General features: G+C 58.1%; 16 protein-coding genes. 10 read left to right on the top strand and 6 right to left on the bottom strand.

Features of this window, described 5'->3' with window-relative positions; all coding sequences use genetic code 11:
- Positions 1–330 precede the first annotated feature (330 nt).
- Positions 331–1,272, bottom strand: coding sequence for a sulfatase-like hydrolase/transferase (locus EV286_RS29025; protein WP_245500869.1), 942 nt, complete (start codon positions 1,270–1,272; stop codon positions 331–333).
- Between the two features lie 175 nt (positions 1,273–1,447).
- Here EV286_RS29025 and EV286_RS29020 point away from each other — a divergent pair, with 175 nt between their 5' ends.
- Both EV286_RS29020 and EV286_RS29015 read left to right on the top strand, forming a co-directional pair.
- Positions 1,448–2,080: a tyrosine-type recombinase/integrase gene (locus EV286_RS29020; RefSeq protein WP_132960722.1), complete on the top strand. Its 633-nt coding sequence runs from the start codon at positions 1,448–1,450 to the stop codon at positions 2,078–2,080.
- A gap of 285 nt (positions 2,081–2,365) precedes the next feature.
- Positions 2,366–2,566, top strand: a complete 201-nt coding sequence (locus tag EV286_RS29015) for a hypothetical protein (protein ID WP_132960721.1) — start codon at positions 2,366–2,368, stop codon at positions 2,564–2,566.
- A gap of 58 nt (positions 2,567–2,624) precedes the next feature.
- Here the strand turns inward: EV286_RS29015 and EV286_RS29010 are convergent, their stop codons facing one another.
- Complete coding sequence (locus EV286_RS29010; RefSeq protein WP_132960720.1) at positions 2,625–5,531, bottom strand: winged helix-turn-helix domain-containing protein; 2,907 nt, start codon at positions 5,529–5,531, stop codon at positions 2,625–2,627.
- Between the two features lie 107 nt (positions 5,532–5,638).
- Here EV286_RS29010 and EV286_RS29005 point away from each other — a divergent pair, with 107 nt between their 5' ends.
- On the top strand, positions 5,639–7,021 hold the full coding sequence (locus EV286_RS29005) for an MFS transporter (protein ID WP_132960719.1): 1,383 nt from the start codon (positions 5,639–5,641) through the stop codon (positions 7,019–7,021).
- Positions 7,022–7,025: 4 nt separating this feature from the next.
- On the opposite strand, the gene EV286_RS29000 is transcribed toward EV286_RS29005, so the two are convergent.
- Positions 7,026–7,910, bottom strand: a complete 885-nt coding sequence (locus tag EV286_RS29000) for a LysR family transcriptional regulator (RefSeq protein ID WP_132960718.1) — start codon at positions 7,908–7,910, stop codon at positions 7,026–7,028.
- Positions 7,911–8,237: 327 nt separating this feature from the next.
- Here EV286_RS29000 and EV286_RS28995 point away from each other — a divergent pair, with 327 nt between their 5' ends.
- The 4 genes from EV286_RS28995 to EV286_RS28980 all read left to right on the top strand — a co-directional run bounded on the left by EV286_RS28995 (position 8,238) and on the right by EV286_RS28980 (position 12,587).
- Entirely contained in the window at positions 8,238–8,588 is a 351-nt protein-coding gene (locus tag EV286_RS28995) for a DUF1330 domain-containing protein (protein WP_132960717.1), read from the top strand.
- Positions 8,589–8,691: 103 nt separating this feature from the next.
- Positions 8,692–9,711, top strand: a complete 1,020-nt coding sequence (locus EV286_RS28990; RefSeq protein WP_132960716.1) for an NADP-dependent oxidoreductase — start codon at positions 8,692–8,694, stop codon at positions 9,709–9,711.
- Between the two features lie 19 nt (positions 9,712–9,730).
- Positions 9,731–10,519: an enoyl-CoA hydratase/isomerase family protein gene (locus tag EV286_RS28985; RefSeq protein ID WP_132960715.1), complete on the top strand. Its 789-nt coding sequence runs from the start codon at positions 9,731–9,733 to the stop codon at positions 10,517–10,519.
- 439 nt (positions 10,520–10,958) lie between these two features.
- Entirely contained in the window at positions 10,959–12,587 is a 1,629-nt protein-coding gene (locus tag EV286_RS28980; protein WP_132960714.1) for an AMP-binding protein, read from the top strand.
- Between the two features lie 240 nt (positions 12,588–12,827).
- Here the strand turns inward: EV286_RS28980 and EV286_RS28975 are convergent, their stop codons facing one another.
- The 3 genes from EV286_RS28975 to EV286_RS28965 all read right to left on the bottom strand — a co-directional run bounded on the left by EV286_RS28975 (position 12,828) and on the right by EV286_RS28965 (position 16,099).
- Positions 12,828–14,258 carry an NAD-dependent succinate-semialdehyde dehydrogenase gene (locus tag EV286_RS28975; RefSeq protein WP_132960713.1) on the bottom strand — a complete coding sequence of 477 codons (1,431 nt, stop codon included), beginning with the start codon at positions 14,256–14,258 and terminating at the stop codon, positions 12,828–12,830.
- 78 nt (positions 14,259–14,336) lie between these two features.
- A complete protein-coding gene (locus EV286_RS28970) occupies positions 14,337–15,197 on the bottom strand; it encodes an alpha/beta hydrolase (RefSeq protein WP_132960712.1) in 861 nt (286 codons plus the stop codon).
- A 131-nt stretch (positions 15,198–15,328) separates the two neighbouring features.
- Positions 15,329–16,099, bottom strand: coding sequence for an alpha/beta hydrolase (locus tag EV286_RS28965; RefSeq protein ID WP_132960711.1), 771 nt, complete (start codon positions 16,097–16,099; stop codon positions 15,329–15,331).
- Positions 16,100–16,316: 217 nt separating this feature from the next.
- Between EV286_RS28965 and EV286_RS28960 the strand changes: the two genes are divergently transcribed.
- From EV286_RS28960 to EV286_RS28945, 3 genes are all read left to right on the top strand, one after another.
- The gene (locus EV286_RS28960; protein WP_132960710.1) at positions 16,317–17,279 is read left to right on the top strand and encodes an AraC family transcriptional regulator; all 963 of its coding nucleotides are present in this window, start codon (positions 16,317–16,319) and stop codon (positions 17,277–17,279) included.
- An 881-nt stretch (positions 17,280–18,160) separates the two neighbouring features.
- A complete protein-coding gene (locus tag EV286_RS28950) occupies positions 18,161–20,143 on the top strand; it encodes a PAS domain-containing protein (RefSeq protein WP_132960709.1) in 1,983 nt (660 codons plus the stop codon).
- A gap of 80 nt (positions 20,144–20,223) precedes the next feature.
- Complete coding sequence (locus tag EV286_RS28945; RefSeq protein WP_132960708.1) at positions 20,224–21,000, top strand: response regulator; 777 nt, start codon at positions 20,224–20,226, stop codon at positions 20,998–21,000.
- The last annotated feature ends 353 nt before the right edge of the window (positions 21,001–21,353 follow it).

The raw sequence follows: 21,353 nt of genomic DNA, 5'->3' as shown, positions 1-21,353 counted from the left end.
GCCCTCGGTAATATGCTTTGACCTATCGTTGAAAGGCATCGCACGGCTCCGGCTTTGGTTGAGCGAGGGGACTAGGTGAAGTCATACCATAGATCGCGAGAAACGGTTTTTCACTTCGGCGGTCAGCAGGACTGGAATTGGCCAGCGAGCAGCCGACACTTTACGGCCGCTTTGCGCCAAAAGGAGCCATTCCCAGTCTGAACGGGATGACCTAGCTCCACCGTAAGCCGACGCTTGTCATGCTACGCCGTTTGCTCTGCCATCAAACCGACAGGAATGCCGCAGGCGCTCTGGGTTCGCTTATCCGACATCCATTTCTGACCGTCAGTTCTACTTTGGGGTGCCTATCGTGATTTTTTCCATCACGTCGCCTACAGTGAAGCTTGCCGCTTTGGCTCGCGGCGGAAAGTCCTTGAAACTTTCTATGTATTTCGCGACGATAGCTTGCGTTGGCACTTGCAAGAATACATGACGAGCGAGCCAGTCGCCGTAGGAAATACTGGATGTCGCCCGCTCGAACGGGTCTGCTCGCAGATTGTAGGTATTGGGCGCGCGCAGCTTGGTGAAGTCGCCCTGCCAGACGCCCACCGGCGTTTGCGGACCAATCTCGGTGTTCTGCTCCATGAAGGTGATTTTCCATTCGCGGACCCGGATCGCCATCAGGTCCCCGTCGTCACTCCAATACAGAAACTCCTCGCGCGGAGACTTCTCAGCCTCGCCCTTGAAAAACGGCAGGAGGTTCATGCCATCGAGATGCACCTTGAACTGCTTGCCGTTGAGTGTGTGTCCCTTTTTGAGTTTCTCAACTAGATCGGGCTCGCCTGACGCTGCGGCGAAGGTCGGGATGAAATCCTCATGCGCGCACATATCGTTCACGATGGTCCCAGGCTTGATCACACCCGGCCAGCGGATGAGGCAGGGAACACGGAAGCCGCCCTCCCAGTTTGTCGCCTTCTCGCCTCTGAAGGGCGTCGAGCCGCCGTCTGGCCAGGTCATCACTTCCGCGCCGTTATCGGTCGTATAGACGACGATGGTGTCGTCGGCGACGCCCAGATCATCGACCAACTTTAGTAGTTCGCCGACCATTCCGTCGGTCTCTACCATGCCGTCAGGATAGAGCCCGAGACCTGTCTTGCCGTTAGACGCTGCCTTCAAGTGCGTGAAGATGTGCATGCGGGTTGAGTTGAAGTAGCAGAACCAAGGCTTTGCGGAGCTTCGATGCTGCCAGTGCGGGAAGTTTTGCTGGGATTGTTCGAGGACGTAAGTACGCAACGGTAACACGGAGGTGATATGTCCGCTTCGGGCCGATCACAGACTTTCACGGCAAGAACTCTGACGTCCGCTTTTCGTGTTCGGTGTCCTTGCAGCGGCCGGTCAGCAAACGGCCCCGCAGTGAATGAACTCACACGTTCTTCCCACGGCCAATGGTGGCCTAAGGAGAATCAAAATGGGTATCGCACAATATGATCCCGCCGCACTGGGCCGACCGGCTTGGAACGCTGGCCGACAAGTTGGCGTCAAGAGGCCCCTAAAGCAGCGCCAGATTTGGGCGATCCGCTTCTTCCTAGACCGAGAAGGGCGGATGAGAGATCGTGCGCTGTTCGATCTCGCCATCGACAGCAAGCTCCGCGGCTGCGATCTCGTTAAGATCAAAATCGGGACCTTCGTCACGGGCCAGGAAATTCGAACTCGTGCTATGGTCGTCCAGCAAAAGACTGGACGTCCCGTGCAGTTCGAAATCACGACCGAGGTCAGGGCAAGCCTGCTTGCCTGGCTTGAGAGGAGGGGAGGAACAGTCGATGACTATGCCTTTCCCAGTCGAGTCGATCAGGCCGACCATCTTAGCACTGGCCAATATGCCCGGCTTGTCGACGAGTGGGTGACCGCTATCGGCCTAAGACCCGAGGACTATGGAACACACTCGCTTCGACGCACGAAGGCCGCGATGATTTACAAGGCGACGGGCAACCTTCGTGCAATCCAGATCCTGCTCGGACACACCAAGATCGAGAACGCCGTCAAGTACCTGGGGGTCGACATAGGGGATGCGCTGGAATTGGCGGAGCATACAGAGATCTGAAAAGGCGCGGCCTCGCCCCGAGCGGGGTCGTGTCTCTCAGCGGAAGCAACTATGCGACCGCATTTCGGCCACAGGTGGCGATGTCGCGCTTTCCTGAAAGCGAACGTCTTCGCGGGCACCGATCTAGTCGCTTTTGCGCCGGAAGCGGTCATTGCACACACCGATCGCACCTTGCAGATTTGGAGACGAAACACAGTCTTCGATCTGCGGCGTCTTGTTTGCGGATCCTGCGGATTTAACTGAAGCTGGGAAGCTCTCTCATCGGAACTCCGCGAGGAGGACCGCATGATGAGGAACCCCTTCCTGCATCCCAACCGAAAATTTAGCTCGGGATTTTACGGGGATGCTGACCTCCACTTTGAGGTGCGCACAACGCTCGGAAAAGCAGCAGGAGGTGCCGCCGATATCTACCGCAACACTAGAAAGCTTCGCTCGTCAGAAGATGGCCCGGGAAAACCCGCAATTGTGGAACTGACCGCTGGCTAACACCTTGAAACTTAAGGTTAACCTCCAGTCGGAGCTTGACTCGCGATAGCAAAGACGCTCAGTCAAAGTGTCGATCGCTGTGAGGCGGAAGAGATTTCGTGCCTCTTCGATGGGCGAGTTCAACAACCAATTGCCTTGCCGCGACAAGGTCAGGGGTTTCAAATCCTTCGGTGAACCGTAGATAGTTGCGTTCGATCAACGCCTTCGCGTCGTCGATCCTTCCCTGTTCGACCCACAGGCGCACCAACGGAAGCGCGGCCTTAAGTTCCCAGCTTAGAGCAGACTGTCTGCGGGCAGCCTCCATCGCAGACAAAAGCGATGCTTCCGCCGCCTGATGATTTACTCTTGGCTGTGCCAGCAAGATCTCTCCTCTTGCTCGCAATAGATCGGGCCACCACAGCGACAGGCTTGATCGCTCGAGTCGCATCAGGACGTCGTCGACTATACTAAGCGCCTTCTCCGCTTGACCGCAAATCGCCAATCCTTCCGCCAATGCGCGTCTCGTCGCAAAGGGTGTTATAGGTCCCAACGCAGCGTCGCCAGCGCTCAGTGCATCCTTCAAGAGCGTAGTCGCGAGGACCGGGTCACCCTTGAGCAGCATGATCTCGCCCCTCAGCGAGAGGCCCGCTGCATGGAACAGCGACGGGCCATATTTCCGCGTCTGTTCGGCAAAAATATCAACAACTTTCAACGCCTCATCCGCGTCGCCACACCAAATCAAAACCGGGATTGCATGGCGAAGCGCAATTCCGCGCGAGTCGAGATTTTCGAACTCCAACGCCTCTTCAATTGCCTGGCGGGCGGTCGTCCTCGCTTGATCGGGAAATCCACACAGCCAAAGACCTCGAGCACGCGCAGCAAGTGATGCAAGTCGTTGAGTATAGCCGAAGAAACCGATCTCGTCTTTTCTGAAGTCCGAGGAAAGCCAGAATCCACGTTCGCTAAAACGCAACGCCTCGACCTGATCTCCCGTCAGATGTAGTCCCGTCCCGACGCTCCACGCGGTGATTGCCCTTGATAGAGGATCGCCACTGGTTTCGGCGACCGCCGCAGCCCTTTGAGTAGCCTCCAGACTGCCTCGAAAATCGCCGCTCCGTATAAGCGAGAAACTGAGATCGCCGAGCAACTGAAGCTGCAGACGCCAATCCTGGAAAGTCTCAGCAAGCTCTAAGCCACGCTCGACGGCCGACTTAATGTCCTCGGCAGAGCTTCGCGTGTATGACAGCGCCGTCGCCAGCGCCGACCGCAATTCCAATTCCTGCCTCGAACCGCGATGAGCATTATCAAACGCGTTGAGCGCGAGTTGACACCACCGCTTGCATTCAGCGAACAGCGACACTTCGACGAACAAGGGTGCGGCCCTCGCCGCGAGTTCAACACTGAGGTCACGGTCAGGCGGGCTCGAAAAGCTCCACTGCAAGGCCTTACGCACATTTGTAACATAGCGGGCGTACGCGGCCGCACTCCGCCCATCGAGAAGTGACCCATCCGTCGCTGTGGCTTTCAGAAGTTCAGCATAGTAACGGGCGTGGCGCCTGTAGACTGCTTCAGCATCGGGAGTTCCAGCGAGCTTGGCCGCGGCATACGCGCGCGTGGTGTCAAACATGCGATAGTGGACGCCCCGATCCGTGACCTCGATTTGCAGTAGGGATTTATCAACCAGGCTAGCAATAATTGCGTTGACCGCATGCGTCGAAGCACCCGCTGTACTTGCGATGTCATGTGCGGCCACCAGCGGAAAATTGCCGACAAAGACAGCCAACTGGCAGAGAGCTAGCTGCTCTTCTGACGACAGGAGATTGAAGCTCCAGTCGAGCATCGACTGAAGTGTTTGCTGCCGGGGCGATGAAACGCGCCGTACCGACAGCAGAAACCCGTGTTCGCTTTCGAGGAGATCCACAACCCCCGCAAGACCGTAGGAAGGGACGCGGCTTGCAACGAGTTCGATCGCTAGCGGAACGCCGTCCAACCGGCGGCAGATCTTTGCGACCGTTGATGCTTCGCCATCCGTAAGCTCGGTCCTATAGCCTCCCGCCAACGCCCGCTTCATAAAAAGCTGCACTGAGGGAACGGCAAGCGCCTCTGCGGCCGACGTAACACCGTCTTCCGGACCGTCAAGAGGCGGGAGTAAATACACGTATTCGTGATCGACTCGAAGCGCCTCACGACTGGTTGCCAACAGATGGGTACCAGTGTCGGCCAGATAGAGGCGCTCGTATAGACGACTGACCGCATCAACCAGATGCTCGCAACAGTCTAGGATAATCAGCGTCCGTCGTTCGGCGAGAAATGCCTGAATGCAGGGGTCTGGGTCGGATCCCTGAACAAGGCATCCGAGAGCCGATGCGACCGCACTTGGAATGTCAGCCGCATCGTTTAGCGAACCGAGATCGATGAAGAAAATCGCATCGTCGCCGAATTCAGCGCTCAACGCGCGGGCAACAGCCACCGCGACGGTTGTCTTTCCGATACCCCCCGGTCCCACGAGGGTGACGAAGCGCTTAGCCAAAAGTAGCGACGAAAGGGTGGCAATGGCTTCCGACCGACCGAGGAGAAACTGCGGAGGGGCCGGAAGGCGTTGAGATAAGGCGGACTTCTCGGGAACGGCGCTTGAAGGGACGTTATCGAGGCTGGTACGGCGGACCGGCGCGACGAAGGAATAACCCCTACCGGGGACATTGACGATGTAACGACGGCCGTCTTTATCGGCGGCCAGCACTTTGCGGAGCGCCGTCATGTGAACGCGAAGATTGGAATCGTCTACAGTTACGCGTGGCCATACGGCGTCTATGAGATCACGAGCGCTCACGACCTCACCTGGTCGATCGGTCAACGCGACGAGGATGTCGAACGCGCGTCCACCGATCGCGACCGCCTCTCCCTCCTTAGTTAACAACTGTTTAGGAGGGAACAGGCGAAAGGTGCCAAAGGAAAGAACCTCTCCAACCTCACGTCTGTCACTCATACCCCGCCTCCGGGTGAAATGCAGCCTTGCGTTTTCTTACGCGTTCTAACCAACCCACCAGCCATTCCAGCTTGCGTCGCACAATCAAACTAGACGGCTTGTTCCCGATGGTAAATGCCGATATTCCTGCTAATTGGCCAAGCATCGAACCGCAGCACGGCGTTGTTCAAGTCGGGAAATTGGAGCATAGGAAGCTTAGCCCGGTGAATTCCGACCATAGCAATTCTGAGATTACGGGCCTTCAATTCTTAGTTATGGCGGTCTGCTCGCTCGGACTATCAATCGATCTTGCCGAAGTGGCGCTGGGGAGCGTCCTTTCTACCGTAATGGCAGCGCCGCCGAACGCGATCGGGAGCGAGCAACTCACACTTCTTCTTGCCGCCGCCTATGTGGGCGCAATCGTTGGAGCTCCATTATTTGGTAGCCTTGGCGACGTGTATGGTCGGCGAACGATGCTGATTGCCGCAATGCTTATCATGGCGATCACGTCCTTGGCTGCCGGACTTCCGCAAGGAATCACCCACCTAACTATTCTGCGCGCCGTCTCTGGCCTCGCACTCGGCGCATACCCACCGCTATTGTTTGTATATCTTAGCGAAATCCTGCCGCCGGCGCGACGTGGGACGATGCTGATGATCGTTATTGCATTCGCCAACCTCAGCCCGCCGCTTGTGCTGGTCGCGGTAGCATGGCTCACGCCTCTTGCTCCTCTCGGGATTGCCGGCTGGCGCTGGGCGTTCGTTGTCGTAGGGATCGCTGCCGCCATCTGTGCCCTGATGTTCTGCCTGATCCCTGAATCGCCCCGCTGGCTTCTCCAAAAGGGGAAAGCCGATCAGTTGGGAAAAATCCCCCTGATGCTGCAAGGCTCTCAAGCGTCGCTCCGTCTATCAAAGGAGATAGATGCTAGCCAGCCCTTGGCGATACAGACGTCAGCGATCAATCACGAACACCGTCGCCGTCTTGTGTTTGTTCTGGTCGCCCTATTCCTGCCGGCCTGGGCGATTTTCGGCTTCCCGCTCCTCGCGGGTCCGGCACTGCTTCAGAAAGGCGTCAACGTAAAGGACTCGCTGCTCTACGTGGGCGGGTCGAGCATTGCCCCAATCGCCGGGACAATCATTGGAAGCATTATGATTGATCGGTACGATCGCAGGGCGACTATCGTCGCGAGCGCGACCGTGATGGCCATCGTCAGCATGCTCTTTGCTGTCGCCCAGTCCCCGTTCTGGCTGGTGGCCTCAGCCACCGTGGTTGTGTTGGCTTCGTCTCTGCTGCTCCCCGTCCTGCTTCTTTACGCGGCGGAATTGTTTGAGACTGAGCGGCGCGCGAGTTCCGTTTCCTGGGGATGGGCTTCCAGTCGCGTTAGCTCGGCTCTCATGCCTATCGCACTAGTTCCCATTCTGCTCAGCAACGGCGCAATAGCCACGTTTTCGATAACGAGCGCGATGCTCCTAGTTTTTGTCTTTATTCTGTTGGTCTTCGGTCCGCGATAGCGGCTTACATCGACAATCTCTTGACCATCTCGTCAAGGAATACGCGAGTCTTGGTCGGCAGATGTCTTGCGGATGGAAACAGCGCCACGATTGGCCTGTTACCTGCTGTCCATGCTGGCAAGACACGCTCCAGGCGCCCAGTCCCAAGATCCTCCGCAACGTCCAACTGCGACTTGTTCATGATACCATGTCCGGCCAACGCCCAATCAAGGATGGCATCGCCGTTGTCGACGCAAAACCGGGGCTCCGCCGTCAGCCTGTGCTGTTCTCCACCGGGACCCGCGAGTGCCCAAGGCGTGGCAACGGTCAAATGTCCCAGCAATATGTGCGACTTCAGTTCAGACGGATGGGATGGACGGCCAACACGGTCGAGATAATCAGGCGAAGCCACCAATATCCGTTCGTTAGCCGCGAGTTTGCGCATCACCGCCGAACTCTCCGCTGGCACCCCTATTCGGACTGCCACGTCGATACCCTCTCCCACCAGATCGGACAGCAAATCGTTGAGTGTCAGCGAAACGCTTAATTGGCTATGTCGGCGGCAGAGGTCTCCAAGAACAGGTGCGACATGACGCCTTCCCAATGTCACCGGCGCACTCACGCGAAGTAATCCGACGGGCTCATCCCTCCCTCTCACAAGTCCCTCCTCCGCAGCAAGCAACGCTTCGAGCGCACTATCGACATGCACCAAGAAGCGCGCGCCTTCCTCGGTCGGAGATAGGGAACGCGTAGTCCGGTTCACGAGGCGGACACCTGTCCTTCGCTCAAGTGTCGCAAGCCGCTTACTGACCACCGCCAGGCTCGTGCCGAGCGCACGAGCGGCTCCAGACAGTGAACCTTCGGCAAGAATCTTTTGAAAGGTCTTCAGTTCGTTGAGATCATCAAGCATCGATTATCAACTTGAATTTGATTGTGTCTCGAAAGCATCGCTCCTTATCAATCGACAGGCAAGCTCCCATCTCCACTAGGCTTCGAACGTGATGCCTTCCGACAGTCCTTTCGGTCCTCGGTTGCGGGCTCCTTCCGGCAGTCAAAGCGTCACTCTCGTCGCACCCCGATTCAAATGCCGTTGCGAGCGATAAACTCGCGAGCGGCCCGGCAGCAGCAAAGATGTGGGGTCGATCCTCGATCCCGCAGAGGGAGAGTCTGTCCGGCGCTAGCCCGCAGCGCATCCTTCGCCTCAGTCGACGTCCACGTTTTTCAAGGAGTAAAGGCGATGACAACCTATCTTATCAACCATCTGCGCATTCCTGGCGACATACCGAACGACGCCGCGCTTTCCTATCTCGAACAGGTGGAAGCGACCGTTGCACCTCACGGCGGCAAATGGCTGGCTCAAGGGCCGGTCGACTTGTTCGAGGGCAGTTGGCCCGGGGCCGTGGTTCTGATGGAATTTCCGAGCCGCGAGGCCGTGACCGCCTGGTACAGGTCGAAGGAGTACCAGGCGATCCTCCCCCTTCGCTTGAACAACTCGATCTCGGACATTGTTCTGATTGATGCGCTTCCGGACGGGTTCACCATCAAGGGATTCGCGGAAAGTGTCCGTAGAGCCCGTCAGACCGGCTAACCGGTCGTCGGCCCTCGAAGGCGTGTGGCCGGCGCGGCCACACGTAGCCAGGCCCACTGGCGGCCATGCCTTCGTCGCGATCGACTCAACGAGAGGACCTGCCATGAATATCCCAAGACTCCATGGGTGGCGTGTAGTCTTGGCCTGCCGCCCTCACGGCAAGCCACTGACCTCTGACTTCCGCCTCGAAAGCTTTGCCGTCCCCGCGCTGGAAGATGGAGAGGTCCTTCTTCGCGTACGCTATCTATCGCTCGACCCCTACATGAGGGGTACGATGGATGACAGGAAGTCCTATCGACCACCGACTCCCGTTGGCGGCGTGATGGTAGGCGAGGCTGTTGCGGAAGTGCTGGAATCCCGTCATTCCGGATTTCGACCGGGCGAACTCGTGCTGGCGCGCACGGGATGGGTCACGCACTCTGTCTTGGCGGGGCAACAACTGGCCAGGTTGGACGAGCGCTTCCAACCCGTGACCACGGCACTGGGCATCCTGGGCATGCCTGGCTTCACCGCCTATACCGGTGTGGAGAATATTGGCCGCCCGCAACAGGGTGAGACCGTCGTGGTCGCGGCCGCTAGCGGTCCGGTCGGATCGCTCGTGGGCCAGTTGGCCAAGATCAAAGGTGCAAGGGCGGTTGGCATCGCCGGCGGCCCTGAAAAATGCACGTTCGTACGCGAAAAGCTTGGGTTCGACGCGGCAATCGATCACCGCGCGCCAGACTTTCCAGCGTTGCTCGCCGACGCCTGTCCCGACGGTATCGACATCTATTTCGAGAACGTGGGTGGTGCCGTCTGGCAGGCGGTGTTGCCGCTGCTCAACATGCACGCCCGTGTGCCTCTTTGCGGATTGATAGCGCAATACAGCGCCGGGAGCACGCCGGCCCACGATTTTCTTCCAGCGACAATGAACGAATTGCTGTCGAGACGGATAACCGTGACCGGGTTCATCAATTCCGATTTCGCTGCGCAACGTCCGAAATTCCTGGACGACGTCTCCAGATGGATTGCCGAAGGGCGGATTCACTACCGGGAGAACGTGATCTCGGGTCTCGAGAACGCTCCAGGGGCATTTATCGGAATGCTCGAGGGAAGCAATTTCGGGAAGCTGCTCGTCGAGATCTAGGAAAGGTCAAAGGTGTCGAATGTCATTCGTCGATCTCCAGTTTAAAAACACGATCGCCACGGTCACGCTCAACCACCCTGGCGGCAACCGCATTAACTTCCAGATGCGCGAAGAAATACTCGCCGCATTTGAGAAGGTGGCCTCGAGCAAAGCGCGCGTGTTGCTGGTAAAAGGCTCAGGGCCTGATTTCTGCCTCGGCGGCGATATCCGGGACTGGCCCGACATCGGGGCGAGCGATCTGCGCCCGCGAGTCGAGGTCTATGCCCGGGCGATCGATCTACTTGAGCAGCTTCCTATCCCGACCATCGCGGTCGTCCAGGGCGGCTGCATGGGCGGAGGGTTCGAGCTGGCGCTCGGCTGTGATCTTATCGTCGCGGGCACCTCGGCGCACTTCATGTTTCCGGAAGCGTTTCTCGGAATCATGACGCTTCAAGGCGGGGTTTATCAGCTCGCCGAACGGATAGGGCGCAACAAGGCGATCGAGATGGTCTTCCTTTCCGAGGTCGTCGATGCGGCACAGATGGCGAACTGGAACGTCGTCAACTGGCTAGTCGACGACGGGGATTTGGAGAAGACGGCGGACGAACTCGCTGAACGGCTCCGTTTAGGTCCTGCTGACGCGTACAGGCGGACAAAGCAGCTTATGCAGATCTGGAGACAGCAGGGGCGAGCGGCTGCGCGCGCGGCGTTGTACGATGTGTCCATGCCGTTGTTCGACACCCCAGCGGTCCAGTCCGCCTTGCGTTCCGCCGTCAAGGCCGTCAAGGCAGGTGATCCGATCCCGAAGGCCGCATTCCCTGACAACTAAGGACTGGATCGGTTTCGAGAAGGAAATGCTCAGGCCACTAGGTTCGGCGGATTTTGAAAGAAGGCGCGCGTTACGGCGCTCTCGTCATCGCTTGCTCACCACCCAGCATTCCTCTGGCACGATCACTTCGCTATCCGGTTTGTTGAGCATTTAGCTGGGACCCGACATTCCGCTCACGGCCCCTTTTCCGTCTGCAATGCGCCCTCATTTCGGCCGTTAAACGAATCATGGCGTCCTCTCGAAAACGGACAGCCGGACAACTTGACGAGGTGGCACCTTTGCGCGCCAAAGGCAGACTTCTGCCAGAGCTTGAGATAGAGCATTTTGAATGTTCTGGAGGGGATACTTTGGGCAAGCCGAATCTCTCTGGCGGCAATCCTCAGATAGCCATTCTAAATATGCTAAAGGTGAGAGGTAGGCGTTTCTGAAGGTAGAGACCATGGTGCCTGTAAAACTCGCCATCCCGGAAGACATCGACGACCGCAAACGGCGGCTCCATGGCGGAGCCGGGCTTCACGCGGCCATGCGCGAGCTTGTTCTCGATACGCCAGGCAAAGCAGGGACAATTATCCAAGAGATGATCAACTCCGCCAGGGAGTTCGGCGAAGACAAATTGATCATCGAAGACCCGATCGACGGCGCGATCAGCTACCGCAAGCTCCTGATTGGGATGCGCGTTCTCGGAGCCAAGTTTTCCGCCAGATTTGCCGACGATCATATCGGCGTGATGCTGCCAAACAGCAATGGAGCAGCGATCGCGACCCTTGGCCTGATGTCTGCCGGAAAGATCCCGTCTATGATCAACTTCACGGCCGGTGTCGCGAACATCAAGATCGCCTGCGAAGTCGCCGGGCTAAGGACCGTTCTGACGTCCAAGCAATTCATCAAGCGTGCCAAGCTTGATGACCTGATTGTCGATATGTCGAAGTTCGTGGAGGTGCTCTACCTGGAGGGCGTGCGGGGTGAGATTTCACGCTTCGATAAGATCAAGGGATTTCTGTTGCGACGTCGGCCGGTCAGACCTGCAAAGGTCGGCGATCATGCGATCATCCTCTATACCTCGGGTTCGGAGGGAGTTCCAAAGGGCGTCATTCTTACCCACCATAACATCCTTGCGAACGCCACCCAGTCTGCCTCGAGGATTGAGTTCAACAAAAGCGACAAAGTCTTCAACGTCCTGCCTGTGTTCCATGCCTTCGGTCTCACGGCCGGAACGCTTCTTCCATTGCTCTACGGTGTCCCCGTCTTCATGTTCCCAAAGGCGACCGACTTCAGAAAAGTCCCGGAAGCGATCCACTCATCGAATGCAACAATTCTCTTTGGTACCGATGCGTTCCTGAACGGCTATGCGCGCGCGGCCGACACCGACGAATTTCAGTCCATCCGCTACATTTTTGCCGGCGCCGCCAAAGTCGAGGAGGGCACGCGAGCGCTCTATATGGACAAGTTCGGGAAGCATATTCTCGAGGGCTACGGCGTCACGGAAGGCGCACCGGTCATCGCGCTCAACACGCCGATGGCAAACAAAGTCGGGTCCGTGGGTAGGTTGCTGCCCGGCATCGAGGCACGCTTCGAAGACGAGCCAGGAATGGGCGATCGGCTGTTCGTTCGCGGAGCCAACGTCATGGCCGGCTACCTGAGCCTCGAAAACCCCGGCGTTGTCGAGCCTCCGGTCGACGGCTGGCACGACACGGGCGACATCGTGAAGGTCGACAAGGACGGCTTCATCACCATCATCGACCGCGCGAAAAGCTTCGCCAAGATCGGCGGGGAGATGGTGTCCACGACGGCTGTCACCAACGTCGTCACAAAGCTTTGGCCGGGATACGTTTCCGCAGCGGTCAACGTGCCGAGTGCAAGGAAGGGAGAGAAGATCGTCCTCGTTACCGAAAACGAAAAGGCGACAAAGTCCGAACTGATCCCCTTCTTCAAAGAACATGGGATGAGCGAACTCTCGATACCCTCCGAAATCGTCGTCGCCAAGATTCCGGTCCTCGCCTCCGGCAAAGTGGATATTGTGGCCCTCAAGAAGTCCATCAGGGAGGGCAGCCTAAACGAAGTAAGATAGGTGGCCACGGGATGGCGGGTAGAAAGCCGGCGGATTTAGCTTCTGATGTTTAGAGCAGATGCCACCATGACCGCAGTCGGCCCCTTTGCGAACATAAAGGCGTGATTTCCTTGGGGCCAGCTATGCGGCATAAGTGGACGAATCGATTGCAAAAAGAGATCCTGAACACAATCAGGGCCTCCATCTTATCAGTCACAAAGATGCTTGCCGAGTAGGGCCGTGTTTCTCACTATAGCGCCGTCATGCGGCATCGAACGAGATCAGCTTGTTGTGAACATAGCCGTCGATGGCTTCCTTCCCGCCATCTGAACCGTAGCAGGAAGCCTTGACGCCACCAAATGGAAGTTCAGGCAACGCAAGACCATAGTGGTTTATGGAGATCATTCCGGCCTCGAGTCGATCCTGCAGTTCTCTTACGGTCGCGATAGATTTGGTGAAGGCATAGGAGGCCAGCCCGTAAGGCAGTCTGTTTGCCTCGGCCAGGGCGTCCTCCGTTGTCTGAAACGGCGATATCATGGCGATGGGCCCAAAGGGCTCTTCGTTCATAAGACGCGCTTCAACAGCGACGTCGGTGAGGACAGTGGGCTCAAGGAAGTAACCACGATTTCCTATCCGCCTACCTCCTGTGCGGACATCAGCGCCGTGCTGGACAGCATCATTGATTGCCGATTCGAGAGCGTTCACACGGCGAAGGCTGGCGATCGGACCCATTGTGGTGTCGGGATCCATGCCGTCTCCCACTTTGATTGCCCGCGCGCGCTCCACAAGTTTGGACGTGAACGCTTCAAACATGCTCTCGTGAACAATGAACCGCGACGGCGCCGCGCATATCTGCCCTGCATTCCGAAACTTCGCACTTGCAAGAATGTTGATCGCGCTGTCGACGTCCGCGTCGGGAAACAGAAGCACCGGTGCATGCCCGCCAAGCTCCAAAGTAGCTGGCTTCAAGAACCGGCCTGCCAGCTCGCCAATCCTGCGTCCGACGGGTGTCGAGCCGGTGAATGAGACTTTGCGAATAGCCGGACTTGCGATGAGGTATTCGGAGATCTCTGCCGGCGTTCCAAATACAAGGTTGAGAGCTCCCGGGTCCACACCGGCATCTGCAAACGCTCGAACCAGTTCGGCAGTGCCTGCCGGGGCTTCCTCGGGCCCTTTGACGATGATCGAACAACCACTCGAAAGCGCCGCCCCGATCTTGTAGGTAGTCAAGCCGATAGGAAAATTCCACGGCGTAAATGCAGCTACTGGACCAAGCGGTTCGCGCACTATCAACTGAGTTACAGTCCAACGCCGCCCGGGGACAGTCCGCCCATAGTTGCGGCGACCTTCTTCCGCAAACCACTCAATTAAGTCAGCGCTGGCTGCGACTTCTGCTTTGGCTTCTGCGAGCGGTTTTCCTTGCTCCATGGATAACAGAGGCGCAATGGTCTCTGATCTGGAGCGCAAGAGTTCTGCAGATCGACGCATTATCTTTGATCTGTCGAAAGCCGCGCGGTGGCGCCAGGTGTTGAACCCTCGCTGGCTTGCCGAAAGGGCTTCGTCCAACTGTGTGATGCTGCAATGCGCCACATGCCCAATGGTCGCCTCCGTCGCCGGATTGACAACGGGAATGTCGTCCTTGGAGCCCTTATGCCAAACGCCGTCAATATAAAGCATAATATCGGAATACATCTCAAATATCGCCTTTCCACTGTCTAAAATGCCGCGCGGACTTGTTTTATCAGCGACGTTGCTGGCACACGCGAACGGTCACGCTTCCAGGAAGGGCCGGACGTTGCTGACGAACATCTCGTGGTGCTGAAACAGAGCGCCGTGTCCTGAGTCGGGATAGAGGATCAACTGAGCGTTGCTGAGCGCCTTGAACATTGCGTATGCGTTGTTCGCAGGCAGCATTGTGTCGTCGCTGCCGCTAACCACAAGAGTGGGCTGGCGGATGGCGCGCAAAATGGCATGCTCGGGATCGGGTGTGGCGCACCAGGTGATCAGCGCCTTGGCTTGCGGATCGGTCACCGCGCTGCCGTTGTCGGTGTCTCGATCGTCCTTGCGCATCTTCGTCCGCTTCAGGAACGCCAGGCCGGACGACTGGCTGGCGGACGACTTCGTGAAGAACAGTGGCAGACGGGGATCCGGCGCATCAGGCTGGGAAAACGCTTCCTGGAGAACTGCCAACAGGTGTTCCTCTCCGCCTTTCGGCGCGGTGCCGACGAGGATGAGCTTGCGGACCAGCCGGCCGTGCTCGGCGGCGATCTGCTGGGCGACGCAGCCGCCAAGGGAAAAGCCCAGCAGATCGACTTCGGAGAGGCCGAGCGAGGTGATGAAGTCAACCGCGTCTCGTGCCATCGCCGCGACATTGTCGGGCGTTTCACCGGTCGAGCGGCCGACTCCGGCGTTGTCGAAGGCGATCACAGGGCGATCGGCGGCGAGGGCGTTGACGACGACGGGATCCCACGCGTCGATGTTACCCGAGAAGTGTTGCAGGAGAACGAGCGGCGTTCCGACCGATGGGCCGAGCCGGCGATAGGCGAAGCGGATTCCATTGCCTTCGATGTAGCGGGTGGGAGCCGTTTCCAGTGTGGCGGCGTCCTGCCTCGCGGTGTCAAGTTCAGTCATGTCATCCTCCGGATGCTTGGCATGAGATAATCGAGCTGGGGGAACCGGTTCGGTTTTCGCGACCGGTGCGTTCTGAATTGCTTCGGGCAAGCGTGCTCGCTCCCGGCACGAAATCGCCGGGAGCGATATCGTCACTTCACCAGTGCCGCCTTTTCAATCACCTCGGCGACTTCCTTCGCGTGAACGACGAGGGAAGCATGGCTGCCGGCGACCTCTGTGATCTGGGCTTTCATCCGGGTGGCGAAAAACCTCTGGGCGTCGGGTGCGATCACCTTGTCCTTAGTGCTGATCACATAGAACGTCGGCTTGTCGCGCCAGGCGGCGGTAGTGACGGGAGCCTCGAACGCTGTGTGGTTCAGCGGAAGCTGATGGTTTGCCAAGGATTCGGCGATCGCGGGAGGAAGGTCAGCCGCAACTGCCGAAGGAAACACTTTGGGATCAATGTAGAGGTTGCCCTTTGCGTCAGGATGAATCGCCGCGGCACCTTCGGTTGCCGGGCCGCTCTCGGCCAGGGCCGCCAGAGATTGTCCCACGTCAGGCGCAAATGCCGAGACGTAGACGAGCGCCGACACCTTGGAATCGTTGCCGGCTTGCGTGATCACGACACCGCCCCAGGAGTGACCAACGAGAACGGTCTTGCCGTTCTGTTTTGCGAGTGCCTGTTTAGTGGCATCGACGTCCGCTTCGAGGGAGGTGAGCGGGTTTTCGACGAGCGTTACGTTGTAGCCCTTCTTCGTGAGGATGTCGGCAACCGGCTTCCAGCTTGTCTGGTCGACGAAAGCGCCATGGACGAGAACAATATTGCGAGCCGCCCCCTTGGGCAGTTCAGCCGATTGGGCGGGGGCGGCAACCGTTGCTCCGGCCGTGAGTAAGGTGGCGATCGAGAGTAGAAGATTTCGCATTCATTGCTCCTGTTGAAATGACGGATGATGCGGGTCACGGGAGAAAGGCAGGCGTGTCGGCAAAAGTCGCGGTTCTTCCATCCGCCGTTTTGCGAAATGGTTTGCCGCGCGACCGGTTGGCTCGACTTGAGACGAGGTAGGGCGTGGAGCTCTGGGACGTTAGGCCTCAATCGTCCGAATATTGTGTCTGACCGTCCGCCGTGGTACCTTCGGGAGGATGGACATCCTCGCCCAAGTGCTCGATCGTGTCCGCCTCGGTGGGACCATTCTCTTCCACTTCGAGCTCGGCCATCCATGGAATCTGGCACTGCCAGCGCGCCCCTACGCCCTGTTCCATTATCTCAGTCGGGGCTCAGCTACCCTCGTGCTCGAACAGGGACGAGAACTTCACATGGCCGAGGGTGACTTTGTCGTCATCACACGTGGCGAGCCTCACGTGATCTATTCGGATCGCGAAACGAAACCGTTGCCGATTCCGGACCTCAATCGCCTGCCCGGACGCCTTGGCGTCGTTCGTCATGGAGGCAACGCGCAGCCGCTCTCGACGATGATCTGTGGCAATTTCACTGTGGAGCGGCCCTCGCGCGGCAGCGTGTTGGAATTGCTTCCGCCCCTGCTTCTCCTGAAGCCGACGGAAGACGATGGATGGCTCAACGCGATTCTCCAACGTATGGTGAGGGAGTCGGCGCTTGAGCGTCCCGGCCAAGGCGTTGCACTGTCACGACTGACAGAAGTGCTCTTCGTTGAGGTATTGCGAAGCTGGATCAAGTCTCTCGATTCCGGAGAGGGCGGGTGGCTGGGGGCGATGGCGGACCCGCACATAGGACCGGCGCTTCAGTTGATCCACGAACGACCGGATCGGCCCTGGACCCTCGGCGAGCTCGGGAATCGCGTAGGGCTCGGTCGCTCGGCGTTTTCGGCTCGCTTCACCAAGCTCGTTGGCGAGTCCATGTACCGTTATCTGATCGCACGCCGGATGTCGGAGGCTGCGTTTCTGCTCGAAACAAGCGACGAGGGGATTGCACGGATTGCGACCCGGGTCGGCTACGAGACTGCGGCCGCGTTTTCGAAGCTGTTCCATCGACATCACGGCCTATCGCCTGGGCGTTACAGAGCAGTTCGCCGTTCTGACGGTGGCCGAAGGCAGGGGGACGTTCTCGCAGTAGAAGTCGCCGATTGACCTGTCGCTTTTGTCGCCGCGCCGTGATCGAGAACGTCGAGGCGGACGGCACGGAAATCTGTATTCTCGGAAGGCAGACGGTTGTGGAAGTCTGGTGATGGGCGGCGGAGCGGCTCCGGGCGAGTTTCGAACAGCAACTGCTTGGCTTGAACGAAACGCTATCCTCAGTCTGCATTTCCAGCTCTCTCTCCAGATGCGGCCAGTCTCCTTCCGGCCCCAATGAAGACGATCGCGCTTTGGGCCGAGAGTTGGAGCGCTGTCCTTACGTGAATGCTTCGGTCACAACGGCGGTGGCTCGCTAGCCTGCTTGTTTGCGATGTACTCCGCGTTCCAATTCGGCCAATCCGCGTCGCGTTGGCCGGGTCGCTTCTCATGGTCACCATGGTCGGCCTCGGCGCATCGAAGTGCGCCTGCGAACTCCGTCGAGGAGGGAAATGTTGTGTCGTCCACGTCTGATGTCATGCTCGGGCGATATGGTCTTCCGGTCATCCTGAAAGCACCTCCGAGCGCAGACTGCCAGCAGCTTGACGGCCGCCGCGACTATGATACGGCGGCGCTCCGCATGCTGTGCCATTTAAATCCCTTCCTGTGGTCTTAGGACGATGCGACCAATCGCCATATTATGGATACAATTTGTCCGTAATAACGAAGTACGCATTTTATCGGGTTCTCTAGCGCGGTCGAATGCCGAAAACTGCAGGCGCGGTCCAATCCCGACGCCGTTCGCATCTGGATGAGATAAATCCGACAACGCGAGGAGCTCAACCGGCCCCGCCACAGGAAGCGGCCTCCGTTGATACCTGCGGAAGGTGCCTCGAACACCACATGCGTGCAGAGCAAGCGATTCAACCGAGGAACGGGTTGCTTAGTCAGGAGTTGCAATGATCCCCAGCAAAGGGCTTGCCTTGAAGCGCGATCATTTCGGAGCCGTGGCCATTGCGGTTGGATTGGCGGTGTGTTGGATGACGCATACCCCATTAGCCTTGTTGGTCCGGATCGGGATAGCTTTTCTTCGGGCTCGGCAAACAATCGTTCACGTTCTCAATGTGAGCCTCGCAGTCGCGATGACGATCTCGGTGTTTGCCATCGAAGGCCATGGAACAGGGCTTCCCACGACATGGGCTCCATTCCTTTCACTTGCTCTGCTGATCGGTACCACAGTCTGTGCAGCCAAATATAGGCGCGGCCGGGCGGACAAAAGAACCGAACTCGCACCGCAAAGGAGCCAGACCATTGACGGATCGGCGGAGCTCTCTGGCCTAGTGCACAGAGAGGATCATTTCACGGCTGAACAGGCGGCGGCACGCGCATTTTGGACCGGCGTCCCCCAGGTGATGAGATGTCGGCTGAGGCAGCAGGATTTACAGGAGCGAGAGCAAAATCTCTCGCAACTCATCGATATGGTTTCGGGCCATCTCTGGCTGCTTGCATCGAACGGGGAACCGATCTTCCACAATAACCGTCTGACCGACTACCTCGGTTTCGCACTCGCCGATCTTAGAACACGAGGGGCTGTGTCGCTGGAACTCATCGTGGAGAGGATTATGCATCCCGACGATGTCGAGAACTTCACGGAAACGCTTCGGCGCTCCCTTGCCACCGGAGTCAGCTTTTCAAACCGCTACCGGGTGCGCCGGTCAGACGGCGTGTACCGCTGGATGGAGGGTCGTGCGGAGCCCTTCCGGGATCAAAATGGGCGAATCGTACAGTGGTATGGGATCTCACATGACATAGACGACCAGATTAGTGCCGAAGACGCGCTAAATCGAAGTGAGCGGCATCTCCACAGCCTGATCGATGCCTTGCCCATTCAAGTCTGTAGCTGGGTGCCGTCAGGCGAGATGACGTACATCAATAAACGCTATTCGGATGCTCTCGGGTTCGCCGATGTCAACTTTACCGATTTCCTTGCCACCACACGCGCGCTGATTCATCCCGATGATGCGGAAAGGGTTTGCACGGCAGCCGCACATTGCCTCAGTACAGGGAACACGTTCGCTCTCCGCTACCGTCGTCGCTCCAAGGACGGCTCGTTCCGTTGGCTCGACAGCAGGTTTGAGCCGCTTCGAAATGAAAACGGAACCATTGCCGAATGGTACGGTCTTGTCGTCGACGTCGATGATGAAGTCCGGGTACAGGAAAAGCTGCGCGCCGCTCAAGTGGAACTGGCCCGTGCAAGTCAGGCAGCGAACCTTGCCGAACTCTCCGCATCGATCGCTCACGAGGTAGCGCAACCGTTGGCCGCGCTCGTTTCGAGCTCGGATACCTGCCAGAGATGGCTCACCTCGGAACCACCGAACATTGCGCGTGCATTGAGGGCGCTAGAGCGTGTCATCTTGAGTGCAAATTCCGCGGTCGACGTCGTGACGGGGATCCGCACATTGTTCAAACAGGCGTTGAATGCGCGGACGGTCTGTGACTTGGGGACCGTGATCGGCAAAACGCGCGATCTCGTGGCCGATGAGGCGGCCTATGACGATATCCGTTGGGACGTGGTGATCGACGAGGGGCTACCAGCTCTCGCGTTCGACAACGTCCAGATACAGCAGGTTTTGGTCAACCTCATGCGCAATGCGATCGAGGCGATGAGGGATGCTTCGGGTAGGCGCATATTGACGGTCCGCGTTCATCAGGTGGACGGCGTCGTGTGTGTCGAAATCGGCGACACTGGCCCCGGTATCGAATTTCCGGAACAGATATTTCAACCGTTTTTCACGACCAAAGCTGAAGGAATGGGGATGGGACTGGCGATCTGCCGCTCAATCGTCGAATCGCATGGGGGGCGGCTATGGGCGGAGGCTGGTGAGCCGCATGGCGCAAGATTCATCTTCACACTCGCAGACACTGCATCGATCCAATCTTGAACCCAAACCAGGTGGCCGCAATCTCGTGATGCCGCTCGCGGTTTGTTCGAGACAAAGCCACAACAGACTTTGAGGAATGCATGAACTCTTCTATCGAACCCATCATCTATGTCGTTGATGACGATGAGAAAATGCGGGAATCCCTGCTCGACCTCTTCATCGTCGCCAACAAGCGCGTTTCGGCTTTTTCAAGTGGAGCAGAATTCCTGGAAATGGCCGACGCTCATGCGCCCGGTTGCGCGGTGGTTGACCTTCAGATGCCGGGAAGTACCGGTCTCGAAGTGCAGAGCCGACTCATCTCAATGGGTAGCAACATGCCAGTCATCTTTCTGACTGGTCAGGCCGATGTGCCAGCCAGCGTGACTGCGATGAAGGCTGGGGCGACTGATTTCATAACCAAGCCATTCGTCAATCAGGACCTGCTGGACGCCGTGGACCACGCCATCCAACTTGACGGCGAGAGACGGAAAATAGATGCGGGCTGTGAACAGTTGCGGGAACTCGCAGGCACGTTGACGCCACGGGAGCAGGAAGTGATGTACGCGGTCGCCAGTGGACTGATGAATAAACAGGTCGCATTTCAACTCGGCCTCGCGGAGATGACTGTCAAGCTTCACCGTATGAGCGTCATGAGAAAAATGCATAGCCGATCGCTTGCCGATCTTGTTCGGAAAGTGGAGTGCTTGCAGAAAGCCTCATTGGCGAACGACTACCGGGCTCGACTACGACTTCAAGCCGAGCTTCTTAGAGCGCGAAACTGTCCACTGGTGACTGGCTTCGAAACCATGCGTGTCGAGATCGGCGAGAACAAGCGGTCCGTTTCTCCCGATACCCGTCGGATAGTCAGGAGCTCGTGAAACGGTCGGCGGACCGCAGCGAGCACACCGGCGGTTGACCGCAGATCGGCGTCGCCCTTGCCCGCATGCAAATGCGGCAAACCTGGCTAGGCGGCTGCCTCTCGCGGCTCGGTGCGCCGAGAAATCCATAGACTGTCAGATGGTGCTCGACCCGCCGAGCCGCAACATGCGGCGAAAAACGTTTCGAAAACCGATGTCGGATTGACGCGGCAGAAACTCGATGACGCGGAGTGACGCGAGCCTGTTGAGCGGACTCCCCAAACCTTTGTTTGGATTACGGACGCAGTGTGGCGTCCTTAAAGTGTTGGGAGCCGTCACCAATCGGCGCTCGATCAACCCGTCGTTCAAAATGC

This window comes from Rhizobium sp. BK251 (assembly GCF_004345245.1).
GTDB lineage: Bacteria > Pseudomonadota > Alphaproteobacteria > Rhizobiales > Rhizobiaceae > Rhizobium.
Note: the sequence above shows the minus strand (reverse complement) of the source record. Positions and strands in the feature narration are given on the sequence as shown.